General features: G+C 68.6%; 25 protein-coding genes. 9 read left to right on the top strand and 16 right to left on the bottom strand.

The window, feature by feature from the left end:
- Positions 1 to 12: 12 nt before the first annotated feature.
- On the top strand, positions 13 to 681 hold the full coding sequence (locus OXR60_RS11640) for a TIGR02117 family protein (protein WP_267396075.1): 669 nt from the start codon (positions 13 to 15) through the stop codon (positions 679 to 681).
- Here OXR60_RS11640 and mtnP read toward each other — a convergent pair.
- From mtnP to OXR60_RS11670, 6 genes are all read right to left on the bottom strand, one after another.
- Positions 665 to 1540: an S-methyl-5'-thioadenosine phosphorylase gene (gene mtnP, locus OXR60_RS11645; RefSeq protein WP_267396076.1), complete on the bottom strand. Its 876-nt coding sequence runs from the start codon at positions 1538 to 1540 to the stop codon at positions 665 to 667. The two genes, OXR60_RS11640 and mtnP, sit on opposite strands and share 17 nt — an antisense overlap.
- On the bottom strand, positions 1537 to 2946 hold the full coding sequence (locus OXR60_RS11650; protein WP_267396077.1) for an amino acid permease: 1410 nt from the start codon (positions 2944 to 2946) through the stop codon (positions 1537 to 1539). The genes mtnP and OXR60_RS11650 overlap by 4 nt, the downstream gene beginning before the upstream one ends.
- A 210-nt stretch (positions 2947 to 3156) precedes the next feature.
- Positions 3157 to 3951, bottom strand: coding sequence for a transporter (locus OXR60_RS11655; protein WP_267396078.1), 795 nt, complete (start codon positions 3949 to 3951; stop codon positions 3157 to 3159).
- The gene (gene xth, locus OXR60_RS11660) at positions 3948 to 4718 is read right to left on the bottom strand and encodes an exodeoxyribonuclease III (protein ID WP_267396079.1); all 771 of its coding nucleotides are present in this window, start codon (positions 4716 to 4718) and stop codon (positions 3948 to 3950) included. Before xth ends, OXR60_RS11655 begins: the two co-directional genes overlap by 4 nt.
- A gap of 3 nt (positions 4719 to 4721) precedes the next feature.
- A complete protein-coding gene (gene erpA, locus OXR60_RS11665; protein WP_267396080.1) occupies positions 4722 to 5060 on the bottom strand; it encodes an iron-sulfur cluster insertion protein ErpA in 339 nt (112 codons plus the stop codon).
- Positions 5061 to 5208: 148 nt separating this feature from the next.
- Entirely contained in the window at positions 5209 to 5928 is a 720-nt protein-coding gene (locus tag OXR60_RS11670) for a M23 family metallopeptidase (RefSeq protein WP_267396081.1), read from the bottom strand.
- 283 nt (positions 5929 to 6211) lie between these two features.
- On the opposite strand from OXR60_RS11670, the gene OXR60_RS11675 reads away from it, so the two are divergent.
- Positions 6212 to 7168, top strand: a complete 957-nt coding sequence (locus tag OXR60_RS11675) for a 2-oxoglutarate and iron-dependent oxygenase domain-containing protein (protein WP_267396082.1) — start codon at positions 6212 to 6214, stop codon at positions 7166 to 7168.
- Positions 7169 to 7212: 44 nt separating this feature from the next.
- On the opposite strand, the gene OXR60_RS11680 is transcribed toward OXR60_RS11675, so the two are convergent.
- The 5 genes from OXR60_RS11680 to hflK form a co-directional block, all read right to left on the bottom strand.
- Positions 7213 to 8442, bottom strand: coding sequence for a M20 family metallopeptidase (locus tag OXR60_RS11680; protein ID WP_267396083.1), 1230 nt, complete (start codon positions 8440 to 8442; stop codon positions 7213 to 7215).
- A gap of 12 nt (positions 8443 to 8454) precedes the next feature.
- Positions 8455 to 10137 (bottom strand): helicase HerA-like domain-containing protein, encoded by a 1683-nt coding sequence (locus OXR60_RS11685; RefSeq protein ID WP_267396084.1) that lies wholly within the window; start codon positions 10135 to 10137, stop codon positions 8455 to 8457.
- A gap of 128 nt (positions 10138 to 10265) precedes the next feature.
- The gene (locus OXR60_RS11690) at positions 10266 to 11798 is read right to left on the bottom strand and encodes a Do family serine endopeptidase (protein WP_267396085.1); all 1533 of its coding nucleotides are present in this window, start codon (positions 11796 to 11798) and stop codon (positions 10266 to 10268) included.
- A 118-nt stretch (positions 11799 to 11916) separates the two neighbouring features.
- A complete protein-coding gene (locus OXR60_RS11695) occupies positions 11917 to 12795 on the bottom strand; it encodes a protease modulator HflC (RefSeq protein WP_267396086.1) in 879 nt (292 codons plus the stop codon).
- The gene (hflK, locus tag OXR60_RS11700; RefSeq protein WP_267396087.1) at positions 12792 to 13898 is read right to left on the bottom strand and encodes an FtsH protease activity modulator HflK; all 1107 of its coding nucleotides are present in this window, start codon (positions 13896 to 13898) and stop codon (positions 12792 to 12794) included. The genes OXR60_RS11695 and hflK overlap by 4 nt, the downstream gene beginning before the upstream one ends.
- Positions 13899 to 13968: 70 nt before the next feature.
- Here hflK and OXR60_RS11705 point away from each other — a divergent pair, with 70 nt between their 5' ends.
- From OXR60_RS11705 to OXR60_RS11720, 4 genes are read left to right on the top strand one after another with little or no spacing between them, the layout of a single operon-like run.
- Positions 13969 to 14925, top strand: coding sequence for an Mrp/NBP35 family ATP-binding protein (locus OXR60_RS11705; protein ID WP_267396088.1), 957 nt, complete (start codon positions 13969 to 13971; stop codon positions 14923 to 14925).
- A 16-nt stretch (positions 14926 to 14941) separates the two neighbouring features.
- Entirely contained in the window at positions 14942 to 15373 is a 432-nt protein-coding gene (locus OXR60_RS11710) for a CoA-binding protein (protein WP_267396089.1), read from the top strand.
- 56 nt (positions 15374 to 15429) lie between these two features.
- A complete protein-coding gene (locus OXR60_RS11715) occupies positions 15430 to 15777 on the top strand; it encodes a hypothetical protein (protein WP_267396090.1) in 348 nt (115 codons plus the stop codon).
- On the top strand, positions 15774 to 16181 hold the full coding sequence (locus OXR60_RS11720; RefSeq protein WP_267396091.1) for a hypothetical protein: 408 nt from the start codon (positions 15774 to 15776) through the stop codon (positions 16179 to 16181). The genes OXR60_RS11715 and OXR60_RS11720 overlap by 4 nt, the downstream gene beginning before the upstream one ends.
- A 120-nt stretch (positions 16182 to 16301) precedes the next feature.
- Here the strand turns inward: OXR60_RS11720 and OXR60_RS11725 are convergent, their stop codons facing one another.
- Together OXR60_RS11725 and OXR60_RS11730 are read right to left on the bottom strand one after the other, a co-directional pair.
- A complete protein-coding gene (locus tag OXR60_RS11725; RefSeq protein WP_267396092.1) occupies positions 16302 to 17612 on the bottom strand; it encodes a homoserine dehydrogenase in 1311 nt (436 codons plus the stop codon).
- A 94-nt stretch (positions 17613 to 17706) separates the two neighbouring features.
- On the bottom strand, positions 17707 to 18585 hold the full coding sequence (locus OXR60_RS11730; protein ID WP_267396093.1) for an SDR family oxidoreductase: 879 nt from the start codon (positions 18583 to 18585) through the stop codon (positions 17707 to 17709).
- A 94-nt stretch (positions 18586 to 18679) separates the two neighbouring features.
- Here OXR60_RS11730 and OXR60_RS11735 point away from each other — a divergent pair, with 94 nt between their 5' ends.
- From OXR60_RS11735 to OXR60_RS11745, 3 genes are all read left to right on the top strand, one after another.
- Positions 18680 to 19507: a helix-turn-helix transcriptional regulator gene (locus OXR60_RS11735; RefSeq protein WP_267396154.1), complete on the top strand. Its 828-nt coding sequence runs from the start codon at positions 18680 to 18682 to the stop codon at positions 19505 to 19507.
- Between the two features lie 90 nt (positions 19508 to 19597).
- Positions 19598 to 21568, top strand: coding sequence for an oligopeptide transporter, OPT family (locus OXR60_RS11740; protein WP_267396094.1), 1971 nt, complete (start codon positions 19598 to 19600; stop codon positions 21566 to 21568).
- A gap of 60 nt (positions 21569 to 21628) precedes the next feature.
- On the top strand, positions 21629 to 21922 hold the full coding sequence (locus OXR60_RS11745) for a hypothetical protein (protein ID WP_267396095.1): 294 nt from the start codon (positions 21629 to 21631) through the stop codon (positions 21920 to 21922).
- Between the two features lie 207 nt (positions 21923 to 22129).
- Here the strand turns inward: OXR60_RS11745 and OXR60_RS11750 are convergent, their stop codons facing one another.
- The 3 genes from OXR60_RS11750 to queF all read right to left on the bottom strand — a co-directional run bounded on the left by OXR60_RS11750 (position 22130) and on the right by queF (position 26313).
- Positions 22130 to 23413: a glycoside hydrolase family 130 protein gene (locus OXR60_RS11750; protein ID WP_267396155.1), complete on the bottom strand. Its 1284-nt coding sequence runs from the start codon at positions 23411 to 23413 to the stop codon at positions 22130 to 22132.
- Positions 23414 to 23464: 51 nt separating this feature from the next.
- The gene (locus OXR60_RS11755; protein WP_267396096.1) at positions 23465 to 25735 is read right to left on the bottom strand and encodes a glycosyltransferase family 4 protein; all 2271 of its coding nucleotides are present in this window, start codon (positions 25733 to 25735) and stop codon (positions 23465 to 23467) included.
- 131 nt (positions 25736 to 25866) lie between these two features.
- The gene (queF, locus tag OXR60_RS11760; protein WP_267396097.1) at positions 25867 to 26313 is read right to left on the bottom strand and encodes a preQ(1) synthase; all 447 of its coding nucleotides are present in this window, start codon (positions 26311 to 26313) and stop codon (positions 25867 to 25869) included.
- Positions 26314 to 26321 lie beyond the last annotated feature (8 nt).

Consider the following 26321-nt stretch of genomic DNA (forward strand, 5'->3'; position numbering starts at 1 on the left):
CATGACGCGGCTATGACACGATACGCCACAATCCTACGCGCCGCCCTGCGCCGTACCGCGCTGGCGCTGGCCGTGCTGGCCTGCGGCTATGCGTTGCTCGGGCTGGCCGGCGGGGCGATCCCCGCCAACCGGGGCTGGACGCCGCCCTCGAACGGCGTCCGCATCTTCGTCGAATCCAACGGCATCCATGTTGGGCTGGTGGTGCCCAAGGTGGCCGCCGGGGTGGACTGGCGCGGCTGGGCACCCGCGCGCGACCTCGCCGATCCACGCTATGCAGGCTACGATCATCTCGCGATCGGCTGGGGCGAGCAGGACTTCTTCCTCGGCACGCCGCGCTGGTCCGACGTCAGGCCCGGCACGATCATCGCCGCCGCGACCGGCAGCGACCGGACGCTGATCCACCTCGAGCATGTTCCGGTGCCGGAGGCCGGCGGCACCGTCCGCGCGATCGTGCTGCGCCCCGCGGAATACCGCCGCCTCGCCGCTTATGTGCAGGCAAGCTTTGCGCCCGGCGGCGCCCGCTACCGGGGCTATGACATGAACGACGCCTTCTACCAGGCACGCGGCCATTATGACGCGTTGCGCACCTGCAACGCCTGGACCGGCGACGCACTCCGCCACGCCGGTGTTCGGGTGGGCTGGTGGACGCCCTTCCCGCTCGGTGTCATGGCCTGGTTCTGAGCGCCCGCCCGGCGACGGCATCCAGCCGCGCGACCAGCGCGGGATCGCGCGCGCCGGGCGCGGTGATGATCGCGCTGTCGAGGCAGCGGTCGATCGGCGACGCGGTCCGCACGGCCGGCAGCGCGGTGAGCAGCTGCATCACCAGCGCACGGGCATGCGCTGCGTTGGCGGCAAGCTGCCCGATCACCTGCGCGACATCGACCGCCTCTTCGCCCTCGCGCCAGCAGTCATAGTCGGTGACCATGCCGACCAGCGCATAGGGCAGCTCCGCCTCGCGCGCGAGCTTGGCCTCGGGCATCGCGGTCATCCCGATCACCGCGCAGCCCCATTGCCGGTAGAGCAGGCTTTCCGCGCGGGTGGAGAATTGCGGCCCCTCCATCGCCAGATAGGTGCCGCCGCGGGTGATCGCCGCCCCCGCCGCCTCGCCCGCCGCGGCCGCGAGCGCGGATAGCCGCGGGCACACCGGATCGGCCATCGACACATGGGCGACGAGGCCGGTGCCGAAGAAACTGGCAGGCCGTTCCTTCGTGCGGTCGATGAACTGGTCGACGATCGTGAAGCTGCCCGGCGGCCGCTCCTCGACCAGCGAGCCGACCGACGAGATCGCGAGCAGATCGGTAACGCCAACGCGCTTCAGCGCATCGATGTTGGCGCGCGCGTTGAGCTCGCCCGGCGCGATGCGGTGGCCGCGGCCGTGGCGCGGCAGGAACGACACGCGGGCGGCTCCGACCCTGCCGGTGAAGATCGCGTCGGACGGCGTGCCCCAGGGGCTCGCCACCTCGACCCACTCGCCGTCTTTGATCCCGGCGACATCGTACAGGCCCGAGCCGCCGATGATGCCGAGGTGCCATCCGCTCACGCGCGGTTTTCCCAGATCCGCCGATCGGCCATGCCACGCGCAAACAGGAAGTAGATGATCAGGCCGAGCGCGTTCCAGCCGAAGAAGGCGACCTGCGTCACCACCTGCAGGCTGGTGAACAGATAGCAGCAGCCGATGATGCCGAGCGGCGCGACGATCCAGGCGAGCGGGGTGCGGAACGGCCGCCGCGCCGCCGGATCGCGTCGGCGCATCACCAGCACGCACGCCGCCACCGCAACGAACGCGCACAAGGTGCCGGCATTGGCGAGGCTGGCGATCACGTCGAGCGGGGCGAGGCCGGCGATCACCGCGACCAGCACCGCCGTCACCGCGGTGATCCGCGCCGGCGTGCCGCGCCGCGACACCTTGGCGAGACTCTTCGGCAGGAAGCCGTCGCGCGCCATGACGAGGAAGATCCGGCTCTGCCCGTAGAGGAAGGCGAGCAGCACCGTCGGCAGCGCGATCGCCGCGGCGGCGGCGACGATCGTCGCGATCCGCCCCTGCCCGATCTCGCGCAGGATCAGCGCCAGCGGCTCGGGACTGTCGGAAAAACGGGTGAAGCCGATCGCGCCGACCGCGGTCGCGGCAACGATCATGTAGATGGCGGTGCACGCCACCATCGAGCCGACGATGCCGATCGCCAGGTCACGGTCGGGGTTCTTGGCTTCCTCGGCCGCGGTGGAGATGGCGTCAAACCCGTAGAAGGCGAAGAAGATGATCGCCGCGGCGCCCATCACGCCATATTTGATCCCGCCGGCATGCTCCTCGCTGCCATAACCATAAGGCGCGAACGGGTGAAGATTGGCCGCGTCGAAGTGCGGCAGCGCGACCGCGACGAACAGCGCCAGCGTGACGATCTTGAGCACCACCAGGGCCGTGTTGATCCGCGCGCTCTCGCGCGTCCCGAGCATCAGCAGCCCCGCCACCACCGCGATGATCAGCACCGCCGGGAGGTTGATCACGCCGCCGAGCGCGGGGCCGTTGGCGAGCGCCGGCGGCACGACGATCCCCAACCCCTTGAGGAAGCCGACCGCATAGCCCGACCAGCCGACCGCCACCGTTGCCACCACCAGCGAATATTCGAGGATCAGGCTCCAGCCCACCACCCAGGCGAACACCTCGCCGAGCACCGCATAGCTATAGGTATAGGCCGATCCCGAGGCGGGGATCATCGTCGCCATCTCGGCATAGCAGAGTGCGGCGCAGGCGCAGATCGCACCGGCGATGACGAAGGAGAGGATCACCGCCGGGCCGGCGCGATCGGCGCCGACCCCGATCAACGTCAGGATCCCGGTGCCGACGATCGCGCCGACGCCGAGCGCGACGAGATGCGGCCACGACAGCGTCCGCGCGAGCTGCTGCCCGGGCGGCTGCGCGGTGATCGTCTTGCGGCGAAACAAACTCATCGATCGGGCTCCCCTTTGCCCCACGGTTACGGGGTGGGGAACGGCGGTGTAAAGGGGCCGGGCTGCTGTACGTTACGGCTTCATTCCACGCTGCGAAGCCGTCATCCCGGTGGAAGCCGGGATCTCGGGCGGCGGCGCAGGACAAGGGCCGCTACAGACTTCAGGTCCCGACGTCACAGGCAGCTTGGGCGTTTCGCCCGAGCGGAAAGCTCAGAACCGCTTGGCAATTCCCGCGACCAGCTCGACATCGGGCGCTGCATGGTTGAGCCCGGCATTGCCCTGGACGTCGAACTGGAGATCGTCCTTCGCCTGCCAGGCTACCGACAAGGCGGCGAGCGCCTGGGTGGCATGGTCCTCGGGATCGTTGTCGCGGATCACCTGCCCTTCGCCGGTCAGCGTCACCGCCTTGCTGAGCTTGTACGAGAGCCCGCCGACCGCGGAATATTGCAGGTGCCGGCCATCACCGTCCTCGTCCACCGCGGCGTCGACCTCGGGCACTGCCTCGAGCGACAGCGCGTCCGTCAGCTCGTAGGTGACCGGCAGCACCAGACCCGCGCCCCAGTCGCCCGCGCCGATCGGGCTTCGCCCCACCGGCAGCGTCGCATAGGGCAGCACCGCGATCGACAATTTGTCACCATCGGGGTTGAGCAGGTTGATCTTGGCGCCGAAGCTGACGTCACCCACCCGGTCGCGGCTGTCGATCGCGCCGGTGATGCGGTCGCGGGTGCGCTCATGGCCGAACGGCGTCCAGCCGACCCTCAGCTCGACATTGTCGGCGACGCCGACGCGCACGGTCGTGTCGCCGATCAGCAGCGTGTCGGTGCGGCTGTCCGCCTGCTTGTCGAGCGTCCAGTCGGCCACCGAGGTCTCGACCGAGACATGGCCCTTGTCGATCGTGCAGGCCGGCGTGCCGAGCCCGGGACGGTCCGGGCAATAGTCGCGCAGATCCTGCGCCGCAGCAGGCGTGGCGACGACCAGCGCCGCGGCGGCGATCGGCCATTTCATCGCAGCCGCACCCAGGTCGGCGCATGGTCGCTCGCCTTCTCACGCCCACGATATTCCTTGTCCACGCCGGCCTCCTGCAATCGATCCGCCACCGCGGGGCTGAGCAGCAGGTGATCGATCCGGAACCCAGCATCGCGCTGCCAGCTGCCTGCCTGATAATCCCAGAAGGTCCACACGCCGCCGGTGGGGTGGCGCGTGCGCAGCGCATCGGTCCAGCCCTGCGCCAGCAGCCGGCGATAGGCCTCGCGGCTCTCCGGCTGCATCAGCGCATCGTCCTGCATCGCGCGCACCGAGAAGGTGTCGTCGTCGTTGGCGATGACATTGTAGTCGCCGCACAGCACCGCCGGCACCTCGGCCTCGAGCAACGCGCGCGCGCGCTCCGCCAGCCGCTCCATCCATCGCAATTTATAGTCGAACTTGGGGCCGGGCTGAGGATTGCCGTTGGGCAGGTAGATTGACGCGACCACCAGCCCGTCGACCTCGCATTCGAGATAGCGGCTGTGCTCGTCCTCGATCTCGCCCGCGAGCCCGCGCTGGCGCTCGACCGGGGTCTGCCCCTTGGCGAGCACGGCGACGCCGTTGAAGCCCTTCTGCCCGTGCCACACCGCACCATAGCCCGCTGCCTCGATATCGGCGGCCGGGAACGTCTCGTCGCTGGACTTCAGCTCCTGCAGGCACACCACGTCGGGCTGCTGCTCGGCGAGATACTCAAGGAGCCGCGGCAGCCGCGCCTTGATGCCGTTCACATTGTAGGTGACGATCTTCAAGCGTCAGATCGCAAAGCTGGAACCGCAGCCGCAACCGCTCGCCGCATTGGGATTCTCGACGCGGAACGCCGCGCCACCCAGCGACTCGACATAATCGACCTGGCAGCCGCGGACGAGATCGAGGCTGACGCTGTCGACCACCAGCCGCACCCCATCGGTCTCGGTGATCGAATCATCGCCCTCCGGTGCGTCGGCCATGCCGAACTTATACTGGAACCCCGAACAGCCACCGCCATCCACCGACAAGCGCAGGATCGCCGGCTTGTTCTGCTTGGCCGCGATCGCCGCGACGCGCGCGGCGGCGGAGGGAGTGAGGGCAATGTCTTGAACTAGGGTCGCCATCAGGGGGAGATAGGCGCTCGGCGGGGCGGCGGCAACAGAGCTACACCGTCATCCCAGCGAAAGCTGGGATCTTCCTGAGGCGCGCGCTTCGCCTGTCTACAACGAAACCCCAGCGTTCGCGGGGTGACGCTTGGTTTACGATCAGAGTTCAATCCTGCGCGGCGGGCCCGTCGGTGGACACTGGGATCGCATGCACCGAGCGGTCCTGCGCGGCGAGCAGATAGTCGGCGGTGGTCAGGAACGGGATCGGGTTGACCGCATGGCCGTCGATGCGGACCTCGTAATGGAGGTGCGGGCCGGTCGAGCGGCCGGTGGAGCCCATCAGCGCGATCAGCTGGCCACGGGTCACCTTGGCGCCATCGGCGACGAGGATCTTGGACAGGTGACCGTAGCGGGTGGCGATGCCCTTGCCATGGTTGATCTCGACCATGTTGCCATAGCCGCCGAGCCGCGAGGCGTGATCGATGATGCCGTCGGCGGTGGCGTAGACCGGGGTACCGACCGGGCCGGGGATATCGACGCCAGCATGCATCGCCGCGGTGCCGCGGAACGGATCGGAGCGGATGCCGAAGTTGCTAGTGAAGTTCAGCTTCTGCACCGGCTGGACCGACGGGATGGCGATGCCGCCACCGACGCGGGTGTCGAGCTTCTTCCAGCTCTGGAACAGGGTGCGGAACTGGGCGTCGGCCTTGAGGTCGGAGGTCGCCTCGACGCTGCCGGTGGGGATCATCGGGCCGCCAACGGCGGCGGTGGCGGCGGCAGGTGCGCCTTCGGCCAGTGGAGCGGCCATGGCGCCCGAGACGGTGAGCATCACAACCATAATCGCAGCGAGTGCAAGGTCTGCAGCAGTACGGGCAAGCTTGTTCATCGGACCCCGGATGATGCGCCGCCCTCGCCCTTGGACGAAGCCGGCATCGTGCTCTTCCCTGATACGCAGCCCCTCCGCGCCCCAGTGGATAAGTGTGTGCCCTTATCTCATCCCCCGCGACAAGGGCGCCGCCGCCGACTCGCGGCAAACCGCCATTGGGCCGCGCCAAGCCGTTGAACCGAGGGGACCACGGCGGCGATTGGGCGCCTTAGTCACGGCAAGTTGCGCATGACGCGCCACACCGCGCGGCCTATAGCTGCGGCTTCACAGACGGACACAGATCATGCTCGACACCCCCGCCGCCCAGGTCCCCACCCTCAGCCTCGCCCAGGCCGATACCGACCCCGCCGGCTTCGCCGCCGCCTTCGGCGGATCGTTCGAGCGATTCGGCTTTGCGGTGATCGCCGATCATGGTGTGCCGCAGGAGCTGATCGCGCGCGCCTGGGCCGAGACCGAGGCGTTGTTCGCGCTGCCCGACGCCGAGAAGCGCGGCTATTTCATCGAGGGCGCGGGCGGTGCGCGCGGCTACACGCCCTTCAAAACCGAGATCGCCAAGGACGCCAAGCACGTCGACCTCAAGGAATTCTGGCATGTCGGCCGCGAGCTGCCGGCGGGGCATCGCTTCGCCAAGGACATGGCGCCGAACGTCTGGCCGACCCGCCCCGAGGGCTTCAAGGACACGTTCGTCGAGCTGTTCGCCGCCTTCGACCGCGCCGGCGACAAGCTGCTCTCGGCGATTGCCCGCCACCTCGGGCTCGACCCGCACTGGTTCGATCCCGCGGTGAAGGACGGCAATTCGATCCTCCGCCTGCTTCATTATCCGCCGATCCCGGTGGATGCCGAGGGCGTGCGCGCCGGCGCGCACGAGGACATCAACCTCATCACCCTGCTGCTCGGCGCCGAAGAAGCCGGGCTCGAACTGCTCGACCGCGCTACCGGCGAGTGGCTGGCGATCAAGCCGCCGGAAGGCGCGATGGTGGTCAATGTCGGCGACATGCTCCAGCGCCTCACCAACCACCTGCTGCCCTCGACCACGCACCGCGTCGTCAACCCCGCGCCCGAGCGCCGCGGCCATTCGCGCTACTCGATGCCCTTCTTCCTCCACCCCGCGCCCGATTTCCTGATCGAGACGCTGCCGCAGACCATCACCGCGGCCAATCCGAACCGCTACCCCGAGCCGATCACCGCGCACGACTATCTCCACCAGCGGCTGGTGGAGATCGGCCTGATCAAGAAGTAAGGGCCGGCCCTGCCTACCCCCTTCGCCTAGGCGAAGGGGTTGGTTTACCCCAGCCCCTGCTCCAGGAACCGCGTCGCCACAGCGCAGTGCAGAGCGATGCCGCGCGCCATGATCGATTCCTCGATCGTCATCCGCGTGTTGTGCAGCGGCGGGTTGGTCGCCGGGTTGCTGCCCGCGGGCGCGGCGCCGAGGAACGCCATCGCGCCCGGCATCGTGCGCAGCACATAGGAAAAATCCTCCGCACCCATCATCGGCGCCGGCATCAGCTGGAAGCCGCCGGCGCCGCCGAGATCGACCGCACACGCCTCCATCAGCGCCACCGCGCGCGCGTCGTTGACAGTCACCGGATAGCCGTCCTCGATCCACGCCTCGCCGGTGAGGCCATGCGCCGCCGCGATGCCCTCGACGATCCGCGCAAACGCCGCGCGCATCAGCTGGCGGGTCGGTTCGGACAGCGTGCGCAGCGTGCCGAGCATCTTCACCTCGCCCGGGACGATGTTGTGCGCGGAGCCGGCCTCGATCTTGGTGATCGACAGCACCGCCGGATCGGTGACCGGCACCCGCCGCGCGACAAAGGTCTGCAGCGCGGTGACGATCTCGCAGGCGACGGGAATCGGATCGAGGCAATCGTGCGGCATCGCCGCATGGCCGCCGGCGCCGCGGATCACCGCGTGGAGTGTGTCGGCAGACGCCATCAGCGGCCCTGCCCGGGTCACCAGCACGTTGGCCGGCGCGTTGGGCAGGATGTGCAGCGCGAACGCCGCCTCGGGCGCGGCGATGTCGAGCAGCCCGTCGTCGATCATGTAGCGGGCGCCGTGATAGCCCTCCTCGCCGGGCTGGAACATGAACACCACCGTGCCGGCCAGCTGGTCACGCCGCGCCGAGAGCGCCTTGGCCGCGCCGACCAGCATCGCAGTGTGCGAATCATGCCCGCAGGCGTGCATCGCGCCATCGATCAGCGAGGCGAACGGCAGCCCGGTCTCCTCGTGCATCGGCAGCGCGTCATGATCGCCGCGCAACAGCACGGTGCGGCCGTTCCCCTGCCCCGCGCTGCCGCCGCCGCGCAGGACCGCGACAAAGCCGGTGGTCGAGCGGCTGTCGTGGATCTCGAGCGGCAGCCCGGCGAGCGCCGCCTTGATCTTGTCCGCAGTGCGCGGGCAGTGCAGCCCGATCTCGGGATCGGCATGGATCGCCCGGCGCAGCTCGATCGCCTCATCGAGCCCCGCCTCGCCCACCGCACTCCACGCGCCAGCGCCGTCGTCATCCAGGCTCATCGCATCCATTTCCTATCTACCGCGCAACAGATTGCCGAGCACGCTGCGCATCACCGTACCGACCAGCCCGCCACTCGAGGCCGACGAACGTCGCGTGCCGCCGCCGAACACCTGCTTGCCGATCTCGTTCGCCACCTGGCGGCCGATCGACGAACTCGCCGCCCGCGTCGCCGAGGTCAATGCCTTGCTCCATGGCGAGTTCGCCGCCTCGCGTTCCGCCGCGGCCTGCGCCTGCGCCGCCACCTTGGCGTCGCGATCGGCATCGCGCTGCGCCGCGATCCGCGCGCGCTCGGCCTCCTTGGCGGCCTGCGCGCCCTGCTTGGCCTCGACCGCGGCGGCCTTGTCGGCCGCGTCCTTGGCCTGGCTCGCCGCCACGGCCGCCGCGGCCTCCTGGGTCTTGGCGGCGAGCAGCTCCTCGGCGGATTCGCGATCGACCACCGTGTCGTACTTGGCGCCGACCGGGTCGGTGTCGATCAGCACCTTGCGCTCGTCGGGCGTCACCGGGCCGACCCGCGATGCCGGCGGCTTGATCAGCGTCCGCTCGACCGGCGCTGGCGATCCGTCGGGCAGCAGCAGCGATACCAGCGCCTCGCCGACCTTGAGCTCGGTGATCGCGGAGGCGACATCCACCCCGGGGTTGGCGCGAAAGGTGGTCGCCGCGGCCTTGACCGCGGCTTGGTCGCGCGGGGTGAAGGCGCGCAGCGCGTGCTGCACGCGGTTGCCGAGCTGCCCTGCAACCGTGTCGGGAATATCGATCGGATTTTGCGTGATGAAGTAAATGCCGACGCCCTTGGAGCGGATCAGCCGCACCACCTGCTCGATCTTGTCGAGCAGCGCCTTGGGCGCCTCGTCGAACAGCAGATGCGCCTCGTCGAAGAAGAAGACGAGCTTGGGTTTGTCGGGATCGCCGACCTCGGGAAGGTGCTCGAACAGCTCGCTCATCAGCCACAGCAGGAAGGTGGAATAGAGCTTGGGGGCGGCCATCAACTTGTCGGCGGCGAGGATGTTGACGATGCCGCGACCACGGTCGTCGGTGACCAGGAAGTCGTCCATGTCGAGCGCGGGCTCGCCGAAGAAATGCTCGGCGCCCTGGCTGCGCAGCTGCAACAGCGAGCGCTGGATGGCGCCGATCGACTGTTTGGAGACGTTGCCATATTGCGTCGTCAGCTCGGCCGCGCGGGTCCCGCAATGCGCGAGCATCGCCTGCAGATCGTCGAGGTCGATCAGCAGCAGCCCCTCCTGATCGGCGACGTGGAAGGCGATGGTCAGCACGCCTTCCTGCACCTCGTTGAGGTCCATCAGCCGCGCGAGCAGCAACGGCCCCATCTCGCTGACGGTGGTGCGGATCGGGTGCCCCTGCTCGCCGTACAGGTCCCAGAATTGCACGGGATTGTCGGCATAGGCCCACTCTGTGTCGCCGATCTCGGCGGCGCGCGCGGCGAAGGTCGCGTGATTCTTGCCCTGCGGCGATCCGGCCATCGCGAGCCCGGCGAGATCGCCCTTCACGTCGGCGACGAAGCTCGGCACGCCCGCCCTGGAGAAGCCCTCGATGATGCCCTGCAGCGTCACCGTCTTGCCGGTGCCGGTGGCGCCCGCGATCAGCCCGTGGCGGTTGGCGCGCTTGAGATCGAGCATCTGACGGCTGCCGACGCCCCCTGCCCCGACGCTGGCGCCGATGAAGATTCCGTCGCTCATTCAAACTCCTGATCTTCCCGGGCGATGAGTCTAGCCCGCGCGCGACGCAAAAGAAAAGGGCCGCCGCTTCTACAAGCGACGGCCCTTCATTCAGATCGATGCTCCGGCTTGCACAGGAGCGCCGAGGCTTACCCCTTGATCTTGACCGGAATGAAGGCCTTGGCGCCACGGCCACGCTGCACCAGCAGCAGCACCTGCGGGCGACCCGCCGCCTTGGCCTGGTTGACCGCGGCGCTGAGCGCGGCAGCGGTGGTCACCGGGGTGCTGTTGACCGCGAGCACCACGTCGCCGCGCTTGAGCTTCTGCGCCGCATCGCTCGACTGGTCGACCGCCGCGATGACGACGCCTCGGGTGGTCGGATCGACCCCCACTGCCCGGGCGATGCCAGCGGTGAGCGGCTGCACGGTCAGTCCGAGCGCACCGCCATTGACAGGAACGACGGCGCTGTCGTCATCGTCGTCCGATCCGAAACCCTCATCGTCACCACCTGCCTGGGCAAGCAATTGATCGTTGGAAGGCCGCGCAGCCACCGTGACGTTGACGGAAGCCGGCTTGTTGTTGCGGATCACGTCAAGCCGGGCAGTCTCACCTGGCTTCACGTTCGACACGAGCCGCGACAGCGACTGGTCGGGGTTCACCTCAGCGCCGTTCACCTTGATGACGACATCGCCGACCTTGAGGCCACCCTTGGCGGCAGGGCCCGTCGGCTCGACGCCGGCGATCAGCTCGCCCTGATTTTTCGGAATGCCCAACGCTTCGGCACGATCGTCATCGATCGGACCGCCCAGCGACACGCCGAGATAGCCGCGCTGGATCTTGCCGCCGGTGCGGAAGGTCTCGATGATCGGCTTGGCTTCCTCAGCGGGGATAGCGAAGCCGATGCCAATGTTGCCGCCCGACTGCGAGAAGATCTGGCTGTTGATGCCGATCACGTTGCCGTTGAGGTCGAACATCGGGCCGCCGGAATTGCCCTGGTTGATCGAGGCGTCGGTCTGGATGAACCGGTCATAGGCGCCGCCCTGGCCGGTGACGCGGTTGATCGCCGAGATAATGCCGGCGGTGACGGTGCCGCCGAGGCCGAACGGCTCGCCGATCGCGACCACCCAGTCACCGACGCGGGCGCGCGACGAATCGCCGAACTTGACGAACGGCAGGTTGGTCGCGTCGATCTTGAGCAGCGCCAGATCGGAATCCTGATCCTTGCCGATCACCTTGGCGACATATTCCTTGTGGTCGGACAAGGTCACGGTGATCGAATTCACCGTCGCGCCCTGCGCGCCCGGCGAGATCACATGGTTGTTGGTGACGACATAGCCGTCCGGCGAGATCAGGAAGCCCGAGCCCAGGGACTGGCCTTCGCGCTTGACCGGCGCGCCGCCCTGGCCGCCCATGCCGCCGAACAGATCACCGAAGGGCGTGCCCGAGAAGGGATTGGCCGGCTGCTTCTGGACGATGGTCTGCTTGGTCGAGATGTTGACCACGGCGGGCTGCAGCCGCGCGACCATGTCGGCGAAGCTCATCGGCGCGCCGCCCTTGGGCGCGGCAGCCTGGATCGCGCCCGGCTCGTTCTGCGCGACCTGCGCGACGCTCGGCTGGAGGGCGAGGGTGGCGGTGGCACCGCCGAGGAGCAGCGCACCGGTGATGGCGTAGGCGTAACGCACTAGTGGAAAGTCCTCTCATAGGGGGTCAGACCGATAATCGGAGCCGCAATGGCCCCAACCGGCTGAACGCCGCTTGAATATTCACGTACCCGCAAGCTGGTGGCGATCGTGCCCGCAATCAACGCCCGCGACCCTCGAACTCGCGAAGATAGCTGTTGTTGGGCGACAGGATGATCGAGGTCGAGCCCTTGGGCGCCTCGCCGCCATTGGTGCCGAACGTCACCCGGTACGACTGCATCGCCCGGTAGAAGTCGTAGAAGTCGGCATCCTTGGTGAAGCTCTGCGCATAGATCTGCGCGGCCTGGGCGTCGGCCCCGGCGCGGATGATCTGCGCATCCTTCTGGCCCTGCGCGCGGATCGTGGTCGCCTGCTGCTGCCGCGCGGTCCGCATCGAGTTGAGCGCGCTCTCCAGCGGGCTGCCGTCCGGCAGGTCGGCATGCTTGATCCGCACGTCGACGATCTCGACGCCATATTGCGACGCCAGCCGCTGCAGCCGGGCCTGGATATTGTCCATCACCCGGTCACGCTCGGGGCTGAGCAACGTCGCGAACGGCTGGTTGCCGAGCTCGTTGCGGATCGAGGTGCCGAGCAGCGGCGCCAGCGCATCGGTGATCCGGCTCTCGGTCGAACCCGTGCTGCCGGTGGCGTTCACCGCCTTCAGCGGATTGACAATCCGGTAGCGCGCATAGGCGTCCACCTCGAGCCGCAACTGATCGGAGGAGAGCACCTGCTGGTTCTCATATTCGACGTCGAGCACGCGCTTGTTGATCCACACCAGGCGGTCGACGAACGGGATACGCGCGATCAGCCCGGCGCCGGTGTGGCCGAACACCTCGTTCTTGCGATAGGCGTTTACCGTGCGCACCGGCTGCTCGAAGCGGAGCACCACCACCTGCTGGGTCTCGGGAACAATGGTGATCGTCGCCGCGAGCAGGATCACCAGCGCGAGCAGGGCGAGGCCGATGGTCACGGGGTTGCGGAGGAGCGCGGGGTTCACTGGCCGCCTCCCTGCGTCGCCTGGGGCTGCGCCGCGGCCGGCACATCCGGCAGTCGCTTGACGCGATCAAGTGGCAGATAGGGCACAACCCCGCCGGTCTCGACGATGGTCTTGTCGGACTTGGCCAGCACCTGCTCCATGGTCTCGTAATACATCCGGCGGCGGGTCACCTCGGGGGCGAGCCGATACTGTTCGTACACCTTGTCGAACTGCGCAGCCTCGCCCTGCGCCAGCGCGACGATCTGCTGGGCATAAGACTGCGCCTTGTTGCGCGCCGCCTGGGCGTCCTGCTGCGCGGCGGTGACGTCCTTGAACGCGTCGTTGACCTGGCTGGGCGGATCGGCCTGCTTGATCGCGACGCCCTGGATGCGGATCCCGGACTTATATTCGGTGAGCACCCGCTGCATCCGCTCCTGCACCTGGTTCTCGATCAGCGTGCGGCCCGGCCCGAGCGCTTGGTTGAGGCTGACGTTCGCCACCACCTCGCGCATCGCGCTTTCCGCGGTGGCGCGCACCGTCTCGCGCGGCTTGTCGATCTGGAAGACGTAATCCTCAGGGCTCGAGATCGTCCAGCGCACCGAATAGGCAAGATCGATGATATTGCGGTCGGCCGTCAGCATCAGATTCTCGGCACCCGTTTCCGGGAAATCCTCGGTGCGGATGTTCTGCACGTCCACCTTCACCACCCGCGCGATCGGCGCCGGCAGCGTCACTGCGATGCCGGGATCGAGCGTGCTGGAGTAGCGGCCGAAATAGGTCACGACGCCGCGCTCCTGCGGCGCGATCGGGTGGATCGAGGTGTAGAGCACCCACACCAGCAGGATGATCCCCGCGCCGATCAGCCACAGCGCCCGCGGGTTGGGCGCGGTCGGCAGGCCGTTGAAGCCGCCACCGCCACCGCCGCCGTTGCCGCCGCGCGCCTTCTTGAGGAACTCGTCGAGCGCGCTCGGCTTGCCGCCGGGCTTGCGGCCGCCGGGCGGGGTCGCCCAGGGGTTGCGGGGCCCGCCGGCGCCGCCGGCATCGTCGCCCTGGCCCCACGGGCCCTTGGGTGGTTCGACGGCGAGAATGGTAGGGCGCGTGGACCGGCCCGGCAGGATTGTCATCCCACCTTTATAAGAGGGCGGCAGCTAAAAAACAGTGCCAAGCCTGCGCAGGCCCCCTATCTGGCTGCGCATGATCCAGGACACAGTGGCAGCAGCCGTCCGCGCAGTAGCGGGCAACCGGGCGACGGTGCGGATGGACGGCGCCCGCGTCGGCATCGTCGTCGACGCGACCGGCCTTGCCGAGGCGGACCGCGACGCGCTCGAACGCGACGTCCGCGCCGCCGCTGCCGCCGTACCGGAGGTCGGCGAGGTCCGCGTCGTGCTCACCGCCGAGCGCGTCAACCGCCGGCTGATCGCGGTCGCCAGCGGCAAGGGCGGGGTCGGCAAGTCCACCGTCGCCGCCAATCTCGCGATCGCGCTCCACGGGCGTGGCCGCCGCGTCGGGCTAGTCGATGCCGACATCTACGGCCCGTCGCAGCCGCGGCTGATGCAGGCCGAAGGGACGCGGCCGACCGCCAAGGACAAGGTGCTCGATCCCGTTCCCACCCGCTACGGCGTGCCGCTATTGTCGATGGGCCAGCTGATCGAGCCCGGCAAGGCGATCGCCTGGCGCGGGCCGATGATCGCCGGCGCGCTGACCCAATTGGTCGACGCCGACTGGGGCGCGACCGACACGCTGGTGGTCGATCTGCCGCCCGGCACCGGCGACGTCCAGCTGACCATGGTGCAGAAGCACAAGCCGGCGGGCGCGGTGATCGTCTCAACGCCGCAGGATCTGTCGCTGATCGACGCCACCCGCGCGATTGACCTGTTCGACAAGGCCGGCGTGCCGATCATTGGCCTGGTCGAGAACATGGCGGGCTATGCGTGCCCGCATTGCGGCGAGGTCTCCGATCCATTCGGCAACGGCGGCGCCGAGGCTACCGCCACCCGGCTCGGCCTGCCCTTCCTCGGCCGCATCCCGCTCGCGATCGGCATCCGCACTGCGTCCGACGCCGGCGAGCCGCCGGCCGCGGGGAACGGCGCCGACGGCGCGGCGTTCCACCAGATAGCCGGCCGCGTCGCCGACTGGCTCGATGCACATTGATCGAGAAGGAGCCGCAATGCCGCTGACTGCCGACGCCGACATTAAGGCGCTGCTCGAGAACGCGCGCACCATCGCGCTGGTCGGCGCCTCCGATCGCCCGAACCGCCCGTCCTATGGGGTGATGGCGATGCTCCAGCGCCACGGCTATCGCGTGATCCCGATCAATCCGCAGATCACCGGCGAGCATGTCCATGGCGAGTTCGTGTTCCGCGACCTCCACCAACTGGGCGATCCGATCGACATCGTCGACATCTTCCGCCGCCCGGAAGCGGCTGGCGAGGCGGTCGACGAGGCGATCGCGATCGGCGCCAAGGCGGTGTGGATGCAATTGGGCGTGATCAACCATGACGCCGCCGCGCGCGCCGAGGCCGCCGGGCTGCAGGTGGTCATGGACCGGTGCCCGGCGATCGACATCCCGCGCCTGGGCGTTGCCCCGATCGCGACTTGATCGGGTCACAATTGTCGGTGATCATTCCGGCAACCTCCCCGCCGGAGTAACGCCCGATGATCGCGCTGCTGCTGATGCTCCAAGCCGTCCCCGCCGACACCAAGCTACTCGCCCGCGCCAGCACGCTCACCGCCGCCGAGCGGCCCTGCGTGATCAACCGCGAATCAACCGACATCACCGTCTGCGGTCGCCGCGACGCCGATCGCTTCCGCGTCCCGTTCATCGTCCATGACGCCGGCGACCCGCGCCACGAGAGCGTCGGCGCCGAGCGCGAGCGGCTGCTCCACCGCACCAACCCGGTCGAGGACCTCAGCCCCTTCCTGGTCGGCGGCGGCATGGCCGGGGTCACCGCCAGCACCAGCGGCGGCGTCGGCGGCATGCGCGATCGGCCGATCGCGCCATGATCCTCATTGTCCTGCTGCTGCAGGCAGCGACCCCCGCGGCGGCGCCTGCGACCAGCGCCAGCGCCGCGCCGCCCGCGCGCTTCTCGATCCTCACCCCGCAATGCACCCAGCGCAACGACCATGGCGATATCGTCGTCTGCGCCGGCGCGCCCGGCAACGATCGCCTGCCGCTGCCCGATGATCGTGGCCCGCCCGATCACGCCGTCCCCAGCAACCCCGAGCTGACCGGCATCGGCGCGCTCGCCGCCGCGGACACGCCCTGCGCCACCGTCCAAGGCGGGTGCCAGGTCGGCTTCGGGCCGCCGTTGGCGCCGATCATCAAGGGGGCCGTCGGCGCGATCAAGAGCGCCTTCGCCAAGAAGCCCGACAAGCGCGGCCGCGTCGCGATCCCGCTCGATCCCTGACGCAGCCGATCGCTCACCCCAGCCCGTCATCCCAGCGCAAGCTGGGATCTCATGAGGCAGATGCAGGGGCGGAGCCGCCACAGACCCCAGCGTGCGCTGGGGTGACGCCGCGGCCCGCGCTCACCCGAGAATATGCATCCACAATGGCGCTCCGGCGAGGCTCGCCGATCCGCGCAACCGCTCCAGCGCCTGCGCCACTGCGCGTTCCGGCCCTTCGTGCGTGACGATGGCGACGAGCACGCCGCCGTCGGCCATCGCGCCGCGCTGGATCAGGCTCTCGATCGACACGCCTGCATCGCGCATCGCCGCGGCGATCTCGGCGAGCACGCCGACCTTGTCCTGCACGGTGAAGCGCAGGTAGGCGCGCCCGCGCCGCTCGCCGCTGTCCGCCTTGGGCTCGGCGACCAGCGACGCCGCCGGCATCGCATAGGCTGCGCCATATTCGCCGCGGGCGATGTCGATGAGGTCGGCGACCACCGCGCTCGCAGTCGGTCCGTCGCCGGCACCGCGGCCCTGGAAAAACAGCCGGCCGACGAAATTGCCCTCGGCGACCACCGCGTTGAGCGATCCGGTGACGTGCGCCAGCGGATGGTCGATCGGCACCAGATGCGGATGCACCCGCTGGAACAGCCCGTGCGGCCCTGCCTCAGCGACGCCGACCAGCCGCACCCGATAACCGAGCGCCGCCGCCTCGGCGATATCGGCGGCGATGACATGGCGGATGCCCTGCGTCTCGACATCGGCGAAGGCCGGCCGGGTGCCGAATGCCAGGCTGGCCAGGATCGACAGCTTGTGCGCCGCGTCCACTCCGTCGATATCGAAGCTCGGATCCGCCTCGGCAAAGCCCAGCGCCTGCGCCTCGGCCAGCACCTCGGCGAAGTCTCGCCCCCCACCCTGCTCTCGTGGCGCCTCCATCTTGGAGAGGATGAAATTGCAGGTGCCGTTGAGGATGCCGTAGACCTGGGTGATCGCATTGGCCGCCGCGCCCTCGCGGATGCCCTTGATCACCGGGATGCCGCCCGCCACCGCCGCTTCGAACTTGAGCGGCACGCCGGCCTGCTCGGCAAGCTCCGCCAGCTCGAGGCCGTGATGCGCCAGCATCGCCTTGTTGGCGGTGACGAAGCCCTTGCCTGCCCCGAGCGTCGCGCGCGCCAGCGTCAGCGCCGGCCCGTCCGAGCCGCCGATCAGCTCCACCACCACGTCGGCGCCGTCATGCGTCGCGAGCTCGCGGGTGTCGTCCACCCAGGCGAAGCGGCTGAGGTCGACGCCGCGGTCCTTGGTGCGATCGCGCGCGGAGACGGCGACCACCTCGATCGGCCGCCCCGCGCGCCGCGTGATCAGCTCGCGATTGGCATCGAGCAACCGGATCACGCCGCCGCCCACCGTGCCAAGACCTGCCAATGCGATGCGTAACGTGGAGATAGTGTTCATGCCGCCTGCCTAGCGGAGCCGGGCCGCGAATGTCGAGGCACGCCAGCGCAGGCAGGCCTGGCCACCGGACGCGACTTACGCGGCAGACCGCCGCTCAGCCGCCGAAATAGGCCGGATCATCAAGATCCTGCAGCAATCCCGGCCCGGTCGGCGCCCAGCCGAGCAGCGCTTGTGTGCGCTCGGACGATGCCGGCATGTCGAGTGCGGCGAAACTGCCGAACCAGCCGAAATGCGCCTGGTCGCGCGGCTCCACCGGCACCCCGAGCCGGCGACCGATCACCTCGGCGATGTCACGGAAGGCGATCCCTTCCTCGGCGGTGGCATGATAGGCCGGTTCGGTCGCGCCATGCTCCAGCACCAGCCGATACAGCCGCGCCGCATCGAGCCGGTGCACCGCCGGCCAGCGGTTGGCGCCATCGCCGACATAGGCCGAGACACCGGTCTGCCGCGCGATATCGATCAGGATCGGCACGAAGCCGTGATCGCCGTGACCGTGGGTGGATGGCGCCAGCCGCACCGTGGTCGTGCGCCCGCCCTGCGCCGCCAGCGCCCGCGCGGCAATCTCGGACCGCCGGGGGAACGGATGATCATCGGGCAGCCGGTCTGCCTCGGTGGCAACCCGCCCCGGTGCCAGCAGCGCCACGCCAGAGGTCACGATCAGCGGTCGCTCCGATCCGGCGAGTGCCTCGCCCAGCACCTCGATCGCGCGCTGGTCTTGCGCCGCATTCTCGGCGAATTTGGCGAAATCGTGATTGAACGCGGTGTGGATCACCGCATCGGCGCTCGCCGCCGCTTTGCGCAGCAGCGCATGGTCATCCAGCGTTCCTAGCAGCACGCTCGCACCGGCGTCGGCCAATGGCCCGGCCTTGGCCTCGGATCGCGACAGCCCGGTCACCCGATGCCCCGCCGCGATCAGTTCCTCTGTTACCGCCGATCCAACCCACCCGGTCGCGCCGGTTACGAATACATGCATGGACGATGATCCTCTTCAACGAGCTACCTCTATCGTCCCGCATCCCATGCTGTTAAAGTAGTGAGCTTATCCGGGTATAAGGTTTAACAGGCTTATCGTGCCCAGCGCCACATCACTCGCCGCCTATCTCAAGGATCGCCGCGGCCGGCTCGATCCCGCCGCCCTGGGCTTTGCCGCGACGCGGCGGCGCACGCCGGGGCTGCGCCGCGAGGAGGTCGCGCAGCGCGCCAACATCAGCGCTACCTGGTATACCTGGCTGGAGCAGGGACGCGGCGGGGCGCCCTCGGCGGACGTGCTCGATCGCATTGCCCATGCGCTGATGCTCACCGAAGTAGAGCGCGAGCACATCTTCCTGCTCGGGCTCGGTCGGTCGCCCGACATCCGCTATCAGGCCAGCGAAGGCGTCACCCCCCGGCTGCAGCGCGTGCTGGATGCGATGGATGCGAGCCCTGCGATGGTGCGAACCTTGACCTGGGACGTGATCGCCTGGAACGCCGCAGCGGCCGCCGTGCTCACCGACTATGGCGCGCTGCCGCCCCGCGAGCGCAATGTGCTGCGGCTGATCTTCCTCAATCCGCATACGCGCGCCGCCCAGGCCGATTGGGAGGGCGTCGCCCGCTTCGTCGTCGCGGTATTCAGGGCCGATGCCGCCCGCGCCGGCGCCGCCACGGTGCAGCCGCTGGTCGATGAACTCTCCCAGGCCAGCCCCGATTTCGCGGCAATGTGGCGCGATCACGACGTCCGCGGGTTCGGCGAGGGATTGAAGCGCCTGCGCCACCCGGTGCTCGGCGACCTGCCGATGGAATATTCCGCCTTCGCGATCGATGGCCGGCCGGATCTGGCGATGCTGGTCTACAACCCGGTCACGCCCGCCGACGCGGAACGGATCCGATCACTGGTCGCGAGCAAGCGGACGGGCTGACGCTGCCGCCTTCGACACCCCTGTCCCCCGCCGGCAAGCCGTGCCACAACGCTGCCTTTCATGTCCCTTTCCCACGCGGCGAGATCATCAATGGCCACAATACCCTCCGCCCCTCCTGCCCGGCCGGTCGCCGAACTGACCCTCCGCGGCATCCTGCTGGGCGGATTGATCACGCTGCTGTTCACCGCCGCCAACGTCTATCTCGGCCTCAAGGTCGGGCTGACCTTCGCCACGTCGATCCCCGCCGCGGTGATCTCGATGGCGGTGCTGCGCTACGTGCCGGGCGCGACCGTGCTCGAGAACAACATCGTCCAGACCGTGGCGTCGGCGGCCGGCACCCTCGCGGCGATCATCTTCGTGCTGCCGGGGCTGGTGATGATCGGCTGGTGGACGGGCTTCCCCTATCTGCTCACCGCCGGCATCACCGCCACCGGCGGCATTCTCGGGGTGATGTTCTCCGTGCCGCTGCGCCGCGCGTTGGTGGTGGATACCGATCTGCCCTTCCCCGAGGGCCGCGCCGCCGCCGAGGTGCTGCTGGTCGGCGCCGGCAGCCGCGCCGGCGAGGCCGAGAGCGGCCGCGGGCTCAAGCTGATCGTCGTCAACGCCCTGGTCTCGGCCGGCTTCGCGATCCTCACCCAGACCAAGATCGCCGTCGCCGAAGCCGCTTATTACTTCCGCGCCGGCGCCGGCGCGACCGGCATCTCGAGCGGCCTGTCGTTCGCGCTGGTCGGTGCCGGGCATCTGATCGGCCTGTCGGCGGGCATCGCCATCTTCGCCGGGCTGGTGATCGGCTGGTGGGTGGCGCTGCCGATCCTCACCGCGCTCGCTCCCGCGGTGGCGGGCACCAGCGCCGAGGCCTGGGCCGGTGCGGTGTTCCGCACCGACGTGCGCTTCCTCGGCGCCGGCGTGATCGGCGTCGCGGCGATCTGGACGCTGGTCAAGATCATCGGCCCGGTGGTCTCGGGCATCCAGTCTTCGATCGCGGCGAGCCGCGCCAAGCGCAGCGGAGCCGTGCTGGAACTCGGTGAGCGCGATCTGTCGATCGGCGTCGTCGTCACCGTCAGCCTTGCCATGCTGGTGCCGATCGCCGGGCTGCTCTGGTCGGTAATCGCCGGTGGGCCGCTCCAGGGCTCGGCCCTTGTCCTGATCGCCGGCGCGTTGATCTTCATCCTCGTCCTCGGCCTCGTCATCGCCGCGGTGTGCGGCTACATGGCCGGGCTGATCGGCGCCTCCAACAGCCCCGTCTCGGGCATCGGCATCCTCTCGGTGCTCGCCGCCTCGCTGATGCTGGTCGGCCTGTTCGGCCGCGGCACGCCGCCCGAAACCAGCCAGGCGCTGATTGCCTATGCACTGATCGTCACCGGCATCGTGTTCGGCGTTGCGACCATCTCCAACGACAACCTCCAGGATCTCAAGACCGGCCAGCTGGTCGGCGCGACGCCGTGGAAGCAGCAGGTGGCGCTCGTGATCGGCGTGATCTTCGGCAGCCTGGTGGTGCCGCCGGTGCTCGAGCTGCTCGCGACCACGCTCGGCTTCCAGGGCGCGCCGGGCGCCGGCCCCAATGCGCTTGCCGCGCCCCAGGCGGCGCTGATCTCGGCCTTGGCCAAGGGCGTGCTCGGCGGCGATCTCAATTGGGCAATGATCGGCGTCGGCGCACTGGTTGGCGCCGCGATCATCATCGCCGACGAGATCCTCGGCAAGCTCGGCAAGTTTCGCCTGCCCCCACTCGGCGTCGGCCTCGGCGTCTATCTGCCGATGGCGGTGACGCTGCCGGTGGTGATCGGCGCGGTGATCGGCGCCTTCTACGATCGTTGGGCCGAGCGCACCGGCGATCCCGAAGCCGCCAAGCGGATGGGCGTGCTCACCGCCACCGGCATGATCGTCGGCGAGAGCTTGTGGGGCGTCGCCTTCGCGGTGATCGTCTATCTTACCAATTCGGATGCGCCGCTGGCGCTGGCCGGCGATGGCTTTGCCACCCCGGCGCTGATCGGCGGCACGATCGCCTTCCTGGCGCTGCTCGTCGGGCTTTATCGCTATACGCGCCGGATCGCGATTGCATGACGGGTGCGAGGCAACCGTTGGCCTCGCTCTGCGTTGCGCCATTCGTCAAAGGAGATACGAATGCGTAACAAGTTAGCGATTGCTGCCCTGGCCGCCCTGGTCAGCACCTCGATGGTGGCCCCGGATGTCGCCCAGGCCCGCAAGCATCACCGCGTCTATCACGACAACCGCGGCCGCGCTCGTTGCGGTGGCGGCAATGGCGCAACCGGCACGATCGCTGGTGGCGTCGGCGGTGCGGTGCTCGGCAACGTGCTGGGCGGCGGTACGGTCGGCACGATCGCCGGTGGCGTCGGCGGCGGCCTGCTCGGCCGTCATATCGACAAGAACCGCACCCGCGCTCGCCGCGGTTGCTGATAGGTCCGGCCCTGCCGACGATCGGCAGGGCTGACATCGAGCTGTGGGGGCCTTGGCGCGAGCCGGGGCCCCTTCTGGTTTGACGCTGCCCTGGTGGCGCTTGTGCCGGCTTACGCGGCACCCCGACAGCCAGCAAAGCCGGTACTCAGGCAGGCGCTGTGCAGCGGCCGCGCTGAACCGCCACGCGGAGGCAGGGCGCGCCTCGCCTCACACCATCGCGGCGAGCATGTCCTTGATCGGCACGAACGCGAAGCCCACCGAGCTGTCGGCGATGCCGTACGGCAGGAACAGCTTGTCGCCATGCTTGATGGCGCCGCACGAATAGACGACGTTGGGCACATAGCCCTCGCGGTCCTGGTCCTTGGCGGCGAGGATCGGCAGCTCGGTACGGCCGAGCACCTTGGATGGGTCGTCCTTGTCGAGCAGCGCCGCACCGATCGAATATTTGCGCATCGCGCCGACGCCATGGGTCAGCAGCAGCCAGCCCTCGTCGAGCTCGATCGGCGGCCCGCAATTGCCGATCTGGACCAGCTCCCACGGATAATGCGGCGCGAGGATCTTCTCGCCCTCGTCCCAATGCTCGAGCGTGTCGGACTTGAGCAGGAACAGGTTCTCGCCGTCCTGACGCCCGATCATCATATACTGGCCCGCCACCTTGCGCGGGAACAGCGCCATGCCCTTGTTGCGCGCCGCCGGGCCGCTCATCGGCACCAGGTCGAACGCGCGGAAGTCGCGGGTCCGCATCAGCTCGGACTGGATCACCGACCCGTTATAGGCCGTATAGGTGCCGATCCATTCGTAGCTGCCGTCCTCATGCTGGAAGTGGACGATCCGCAGATCCTCCAGCCCCTTGGACTGCGCCTGGGTGATCGGGAAGATCACCGTGCCCGACAGCGTCGAATCGCGATGGCGGTACACCGTCACCGGGCCGACCGGCATCTCCTCCTCGCCCCCGCTGACCACGTCGGTCGCGGTCGCGAAGGGCGGCTCGGTGGCGAGGCGCAGCTGGTTCTGATCGGTGATGATGCCCTCGCGGAAGGCGACGGACGAGATGTGCCCCTCCCCCACCGCGCGCAGCGACATCAGGATCCGCATCGATCCCTCCGGCATGCCGGACTGGTCGAAATGCGGCACCGCGCTGGGGTTCATCAGTGCGGCGGCGGCATAGCTATATTCGTGGCAGAAATAGGCGCCGATCAGCTGGCGCTTCTCGTCGCCGATCTCGGCGCCGTTCAGCTCGAGCAGATCCTCGATCTCGTCATAGCGTGTCATGAACACGCGGCGCGTCTGCCAGTGGCGCGCCTCGAAGTCCTTGAGCACGACCTCGAGCTGCTCGCGGGCTTCCTCGGGGGTCATCGCCAGCACTTCGCCGACCAGCCGCTCGGTGCGGCCGGGCGCCCCGCCCTTGCCGCCCCAGGCGATGTGGAACGGCCGGACGACGACACGTGAAGGATCGGCATGAAGCCGCAGGCGGTGGGTAAACAGGTCCATCGCTGGAAAAGCCTCGCCGAACTTGATCAAGGGTGACGCCGTCGCAGCCGATCAGGCTACGACGCGCGACGCCCCTGCCACGGCTTGGGCCGCCTTTGAAAGCCCCGAAATCGCACAACTGGCGAGTTGCAGGGCCAAAATCGATTCGGCGCCCTGATTGCGGTTCAATCCGGTCGGCATCAGGCCGTCGAAACAGCCGCCATCGGCCGGGCTGGCGAGCGGCAGATCGAGGTCGTTGAGCCCCAGATACCAGCCATAGGCCTTCTCGGCCTCTTCCACCCAGCGCATGTCGCCGGTCGCGTCGAATGCGGTGGCACAGGCATCCACCGTCGCCTGCGCCTCGAGCGGCTGCTGGTCGAACTGCAGCGGCTCGGCATAAGGCCGATGGAAGCTCTCGGTGCCGACGGCGCGGAAGCGGCCCTCGGGCGAGGTCTGCTTGCCGACGATCCAGTCCAGCGTCTCGAGCCCGCACTGCACCAGCTCGGGCCGGTCGAGCGCCTGGCCGGCGCGGATCAGCGCCTGCGGCAGGCGGGCGTTGTCATAGGCGAGCACGATCTCGAACCACTGCCACTCGGGGCGCCGTGCCTGTGCGAGCAGCGCGAGCTGGTCGTCGGGGAAGCGGTTGAGGATGTCGAGCGAGAGGCCATGCCCGGGCCGCGCCTCGAGCATCGCCGCCGCGCCGAGCATCGCGAACGATTGCGCGCGCAGCGAGCCGATCCCGAAGGCGAGGCTGGCGGTGGCATCGTACATGTTCGCCGCCCAGTCGCGATGCTTGGGATCCTGCGCATCGCGCGCGGTGACCCCGAGCGCCCACAACGCGCGGCCGTTCGAATCCTCCGAGCCGACGTCCTCGCACCAGGTCCGGTCGAAGTTCATGAAGTTGCGGAAGCGCTGCTCGTCGGGGTTCCAAGCATATTGGACGAACGAGGCGAACACCGTCATCCACTTGTCGCGCTGGACGGGATCGAGATCCTCCATCGCGCTCACCAGCATCAGCGCCCGGGCATTGTCGTCGATGCAATAGCCGTGGCGGCGATCGGGCACCGAATAGATCGAATGCTGGAGCATGCCGGTAAGATCGCTCATCCGCTCGACCGCGGCGAAGTTGGGCTTGAGCGCTCGAACCGAAGGCCTAGTCTGGGCGAGCCGGGTAGGGTGCGCGGCGACCACCGCCTCCGTCTCGGCCAGCGTCGCCTCGGCAAGACGCGGCCAGATCATCGTCCGGCCGCGATCATAGGCACGCTGCGCCAGCCGGCCGCGATCGCGCTCGCTCGACAGCAGCCGGTCGATCTCGCGCGCGAAGGCGCTGACGTCGCGGAAGTCCACCAGCACGCCATGGCCATCGGCGAGGATCTCGGTGGCATGGACGTAGGGCGTGGACACCACGGCCTTGCCGACCCCGACCGCATAGGACAGCGTCCCGCTCGTGATCTGCGCCGGGTTGAGATACGGCGTCGCATAAATGTCCGCCGCCTGGAGATAATCGATCAATTCGTCATGCTCGACGAAGGCATCGACGAACGCGACATTGTCGCCGACGCCGCGCTCCTCGGCGAGCGCCTTGAGCCGATCGCGATAGGCCTCGCCCTCGTGCGCCACCAGGTTCGGGTGGGTAGCGCCGAGCACCACATAGAGCAGATTGGGATGACGCTCGGCGACCTGGGACAACGCCTCGATGATCGTCTCGATGCCCTTGTTGGGCGCGAGCAGACCGAAGGTGAGCACGACCTCGCGGCCTTCCCAGCCGAACCGCGGCTTGAGCGCGTCGGGCTCGATGAACGCACGATCCGGCACGCCATGCGGGATCATCACGATCTGGCGCGGGTTGGCGGCGTACACGCGGCGCAGGATCTCGCGGCCACGCTCGGCCATCACCACCACCCGCGCGGCACGGCGCAGCAGCCGCTCGAGCACGCGGCGCTCGTCGGCGCTCGGCTTTTCCAAGACGGTGTGGAGGGTGACGATCACCGGCAGCGTGGTGCGGTCCAGCAGTGCCAGCAGATGCTCGCCGGCCGGGCCGCCATAGATGCCATATTCATGCTGCACCCAGATGGCCTGGGCGCCGCTGGTCTCGATCGCGCGCGCCGTGGCGATATAGGCCGCAAGCTCCTGCTCAGGGATCGCGGCGACGACGGCGGAGGGATAATCGTATCGTCCCGGGTGATCGTCCATCGCATAGACGTCCACCGTCACGTTGGGGAAACGATCGCGCATCGCCTGGTAGACATCGGTGGTGAAGGTAGCGAGGCCGCACTGGCGCGGCAGAAAGTTGCCGATCATCGCCAGATGCTTGATGGATCCAACACCCGCCGACTTCGCCATACTCTAACCCTCGCTGATGCAATAATGCGGTCGCACCACATCCTTGCCAGAGGATGAACACGCTTGAAGCGAATAGGTTGCATCCCGGGTGGTATTGATGTTGCATCGCAGCACATGCCCGATGCGATGCGTCAGCCGCGCCCGCGATAGGGCGCCACGCCTTGGTCCGGCACCCACAGGCCCTCGGGCGCGGCACCGGACTGCCAGAACACGTCGATCGGGATGCCGCCGCGCGGATACCAATAGCCGCCGATCCGCAACCACCGTGGTTTCATCTCGGCGCACAAGCGCTCGCCGATCCCCACCGTGCAATCCTCGTGGAACCCGGCATGATTGCGAAACGAGCCGAGGAACAGCTTGAGCGACTTGGACTCGACGATGGTCTCGCCCGGTGCATAATCGATCACCAGATGGGCGAAATCGGGCTGGCCGGTGACTGGGCACAGCGAGGTGAATTCCGGTGCCGCGAAGCGCACCAGATACAGGCTGCCGAGCCGCGGGTTGGGGACATAATCGAGCACCGCCTCTTCTGGTGAAGCCGGAAGCGCGCTGGTCTGGCCGAGATGCATAGGGGTCATTGCCGCCA

The organism is Sphingomonas sp. GC_Shp_5 (assembly GCF_026540855.1).
GTDB lineage: Bacteria > Pseudomonadota > Alphaproteobacteria > Sphingomonadales > Sphingomonadaceae > Sphingomonas.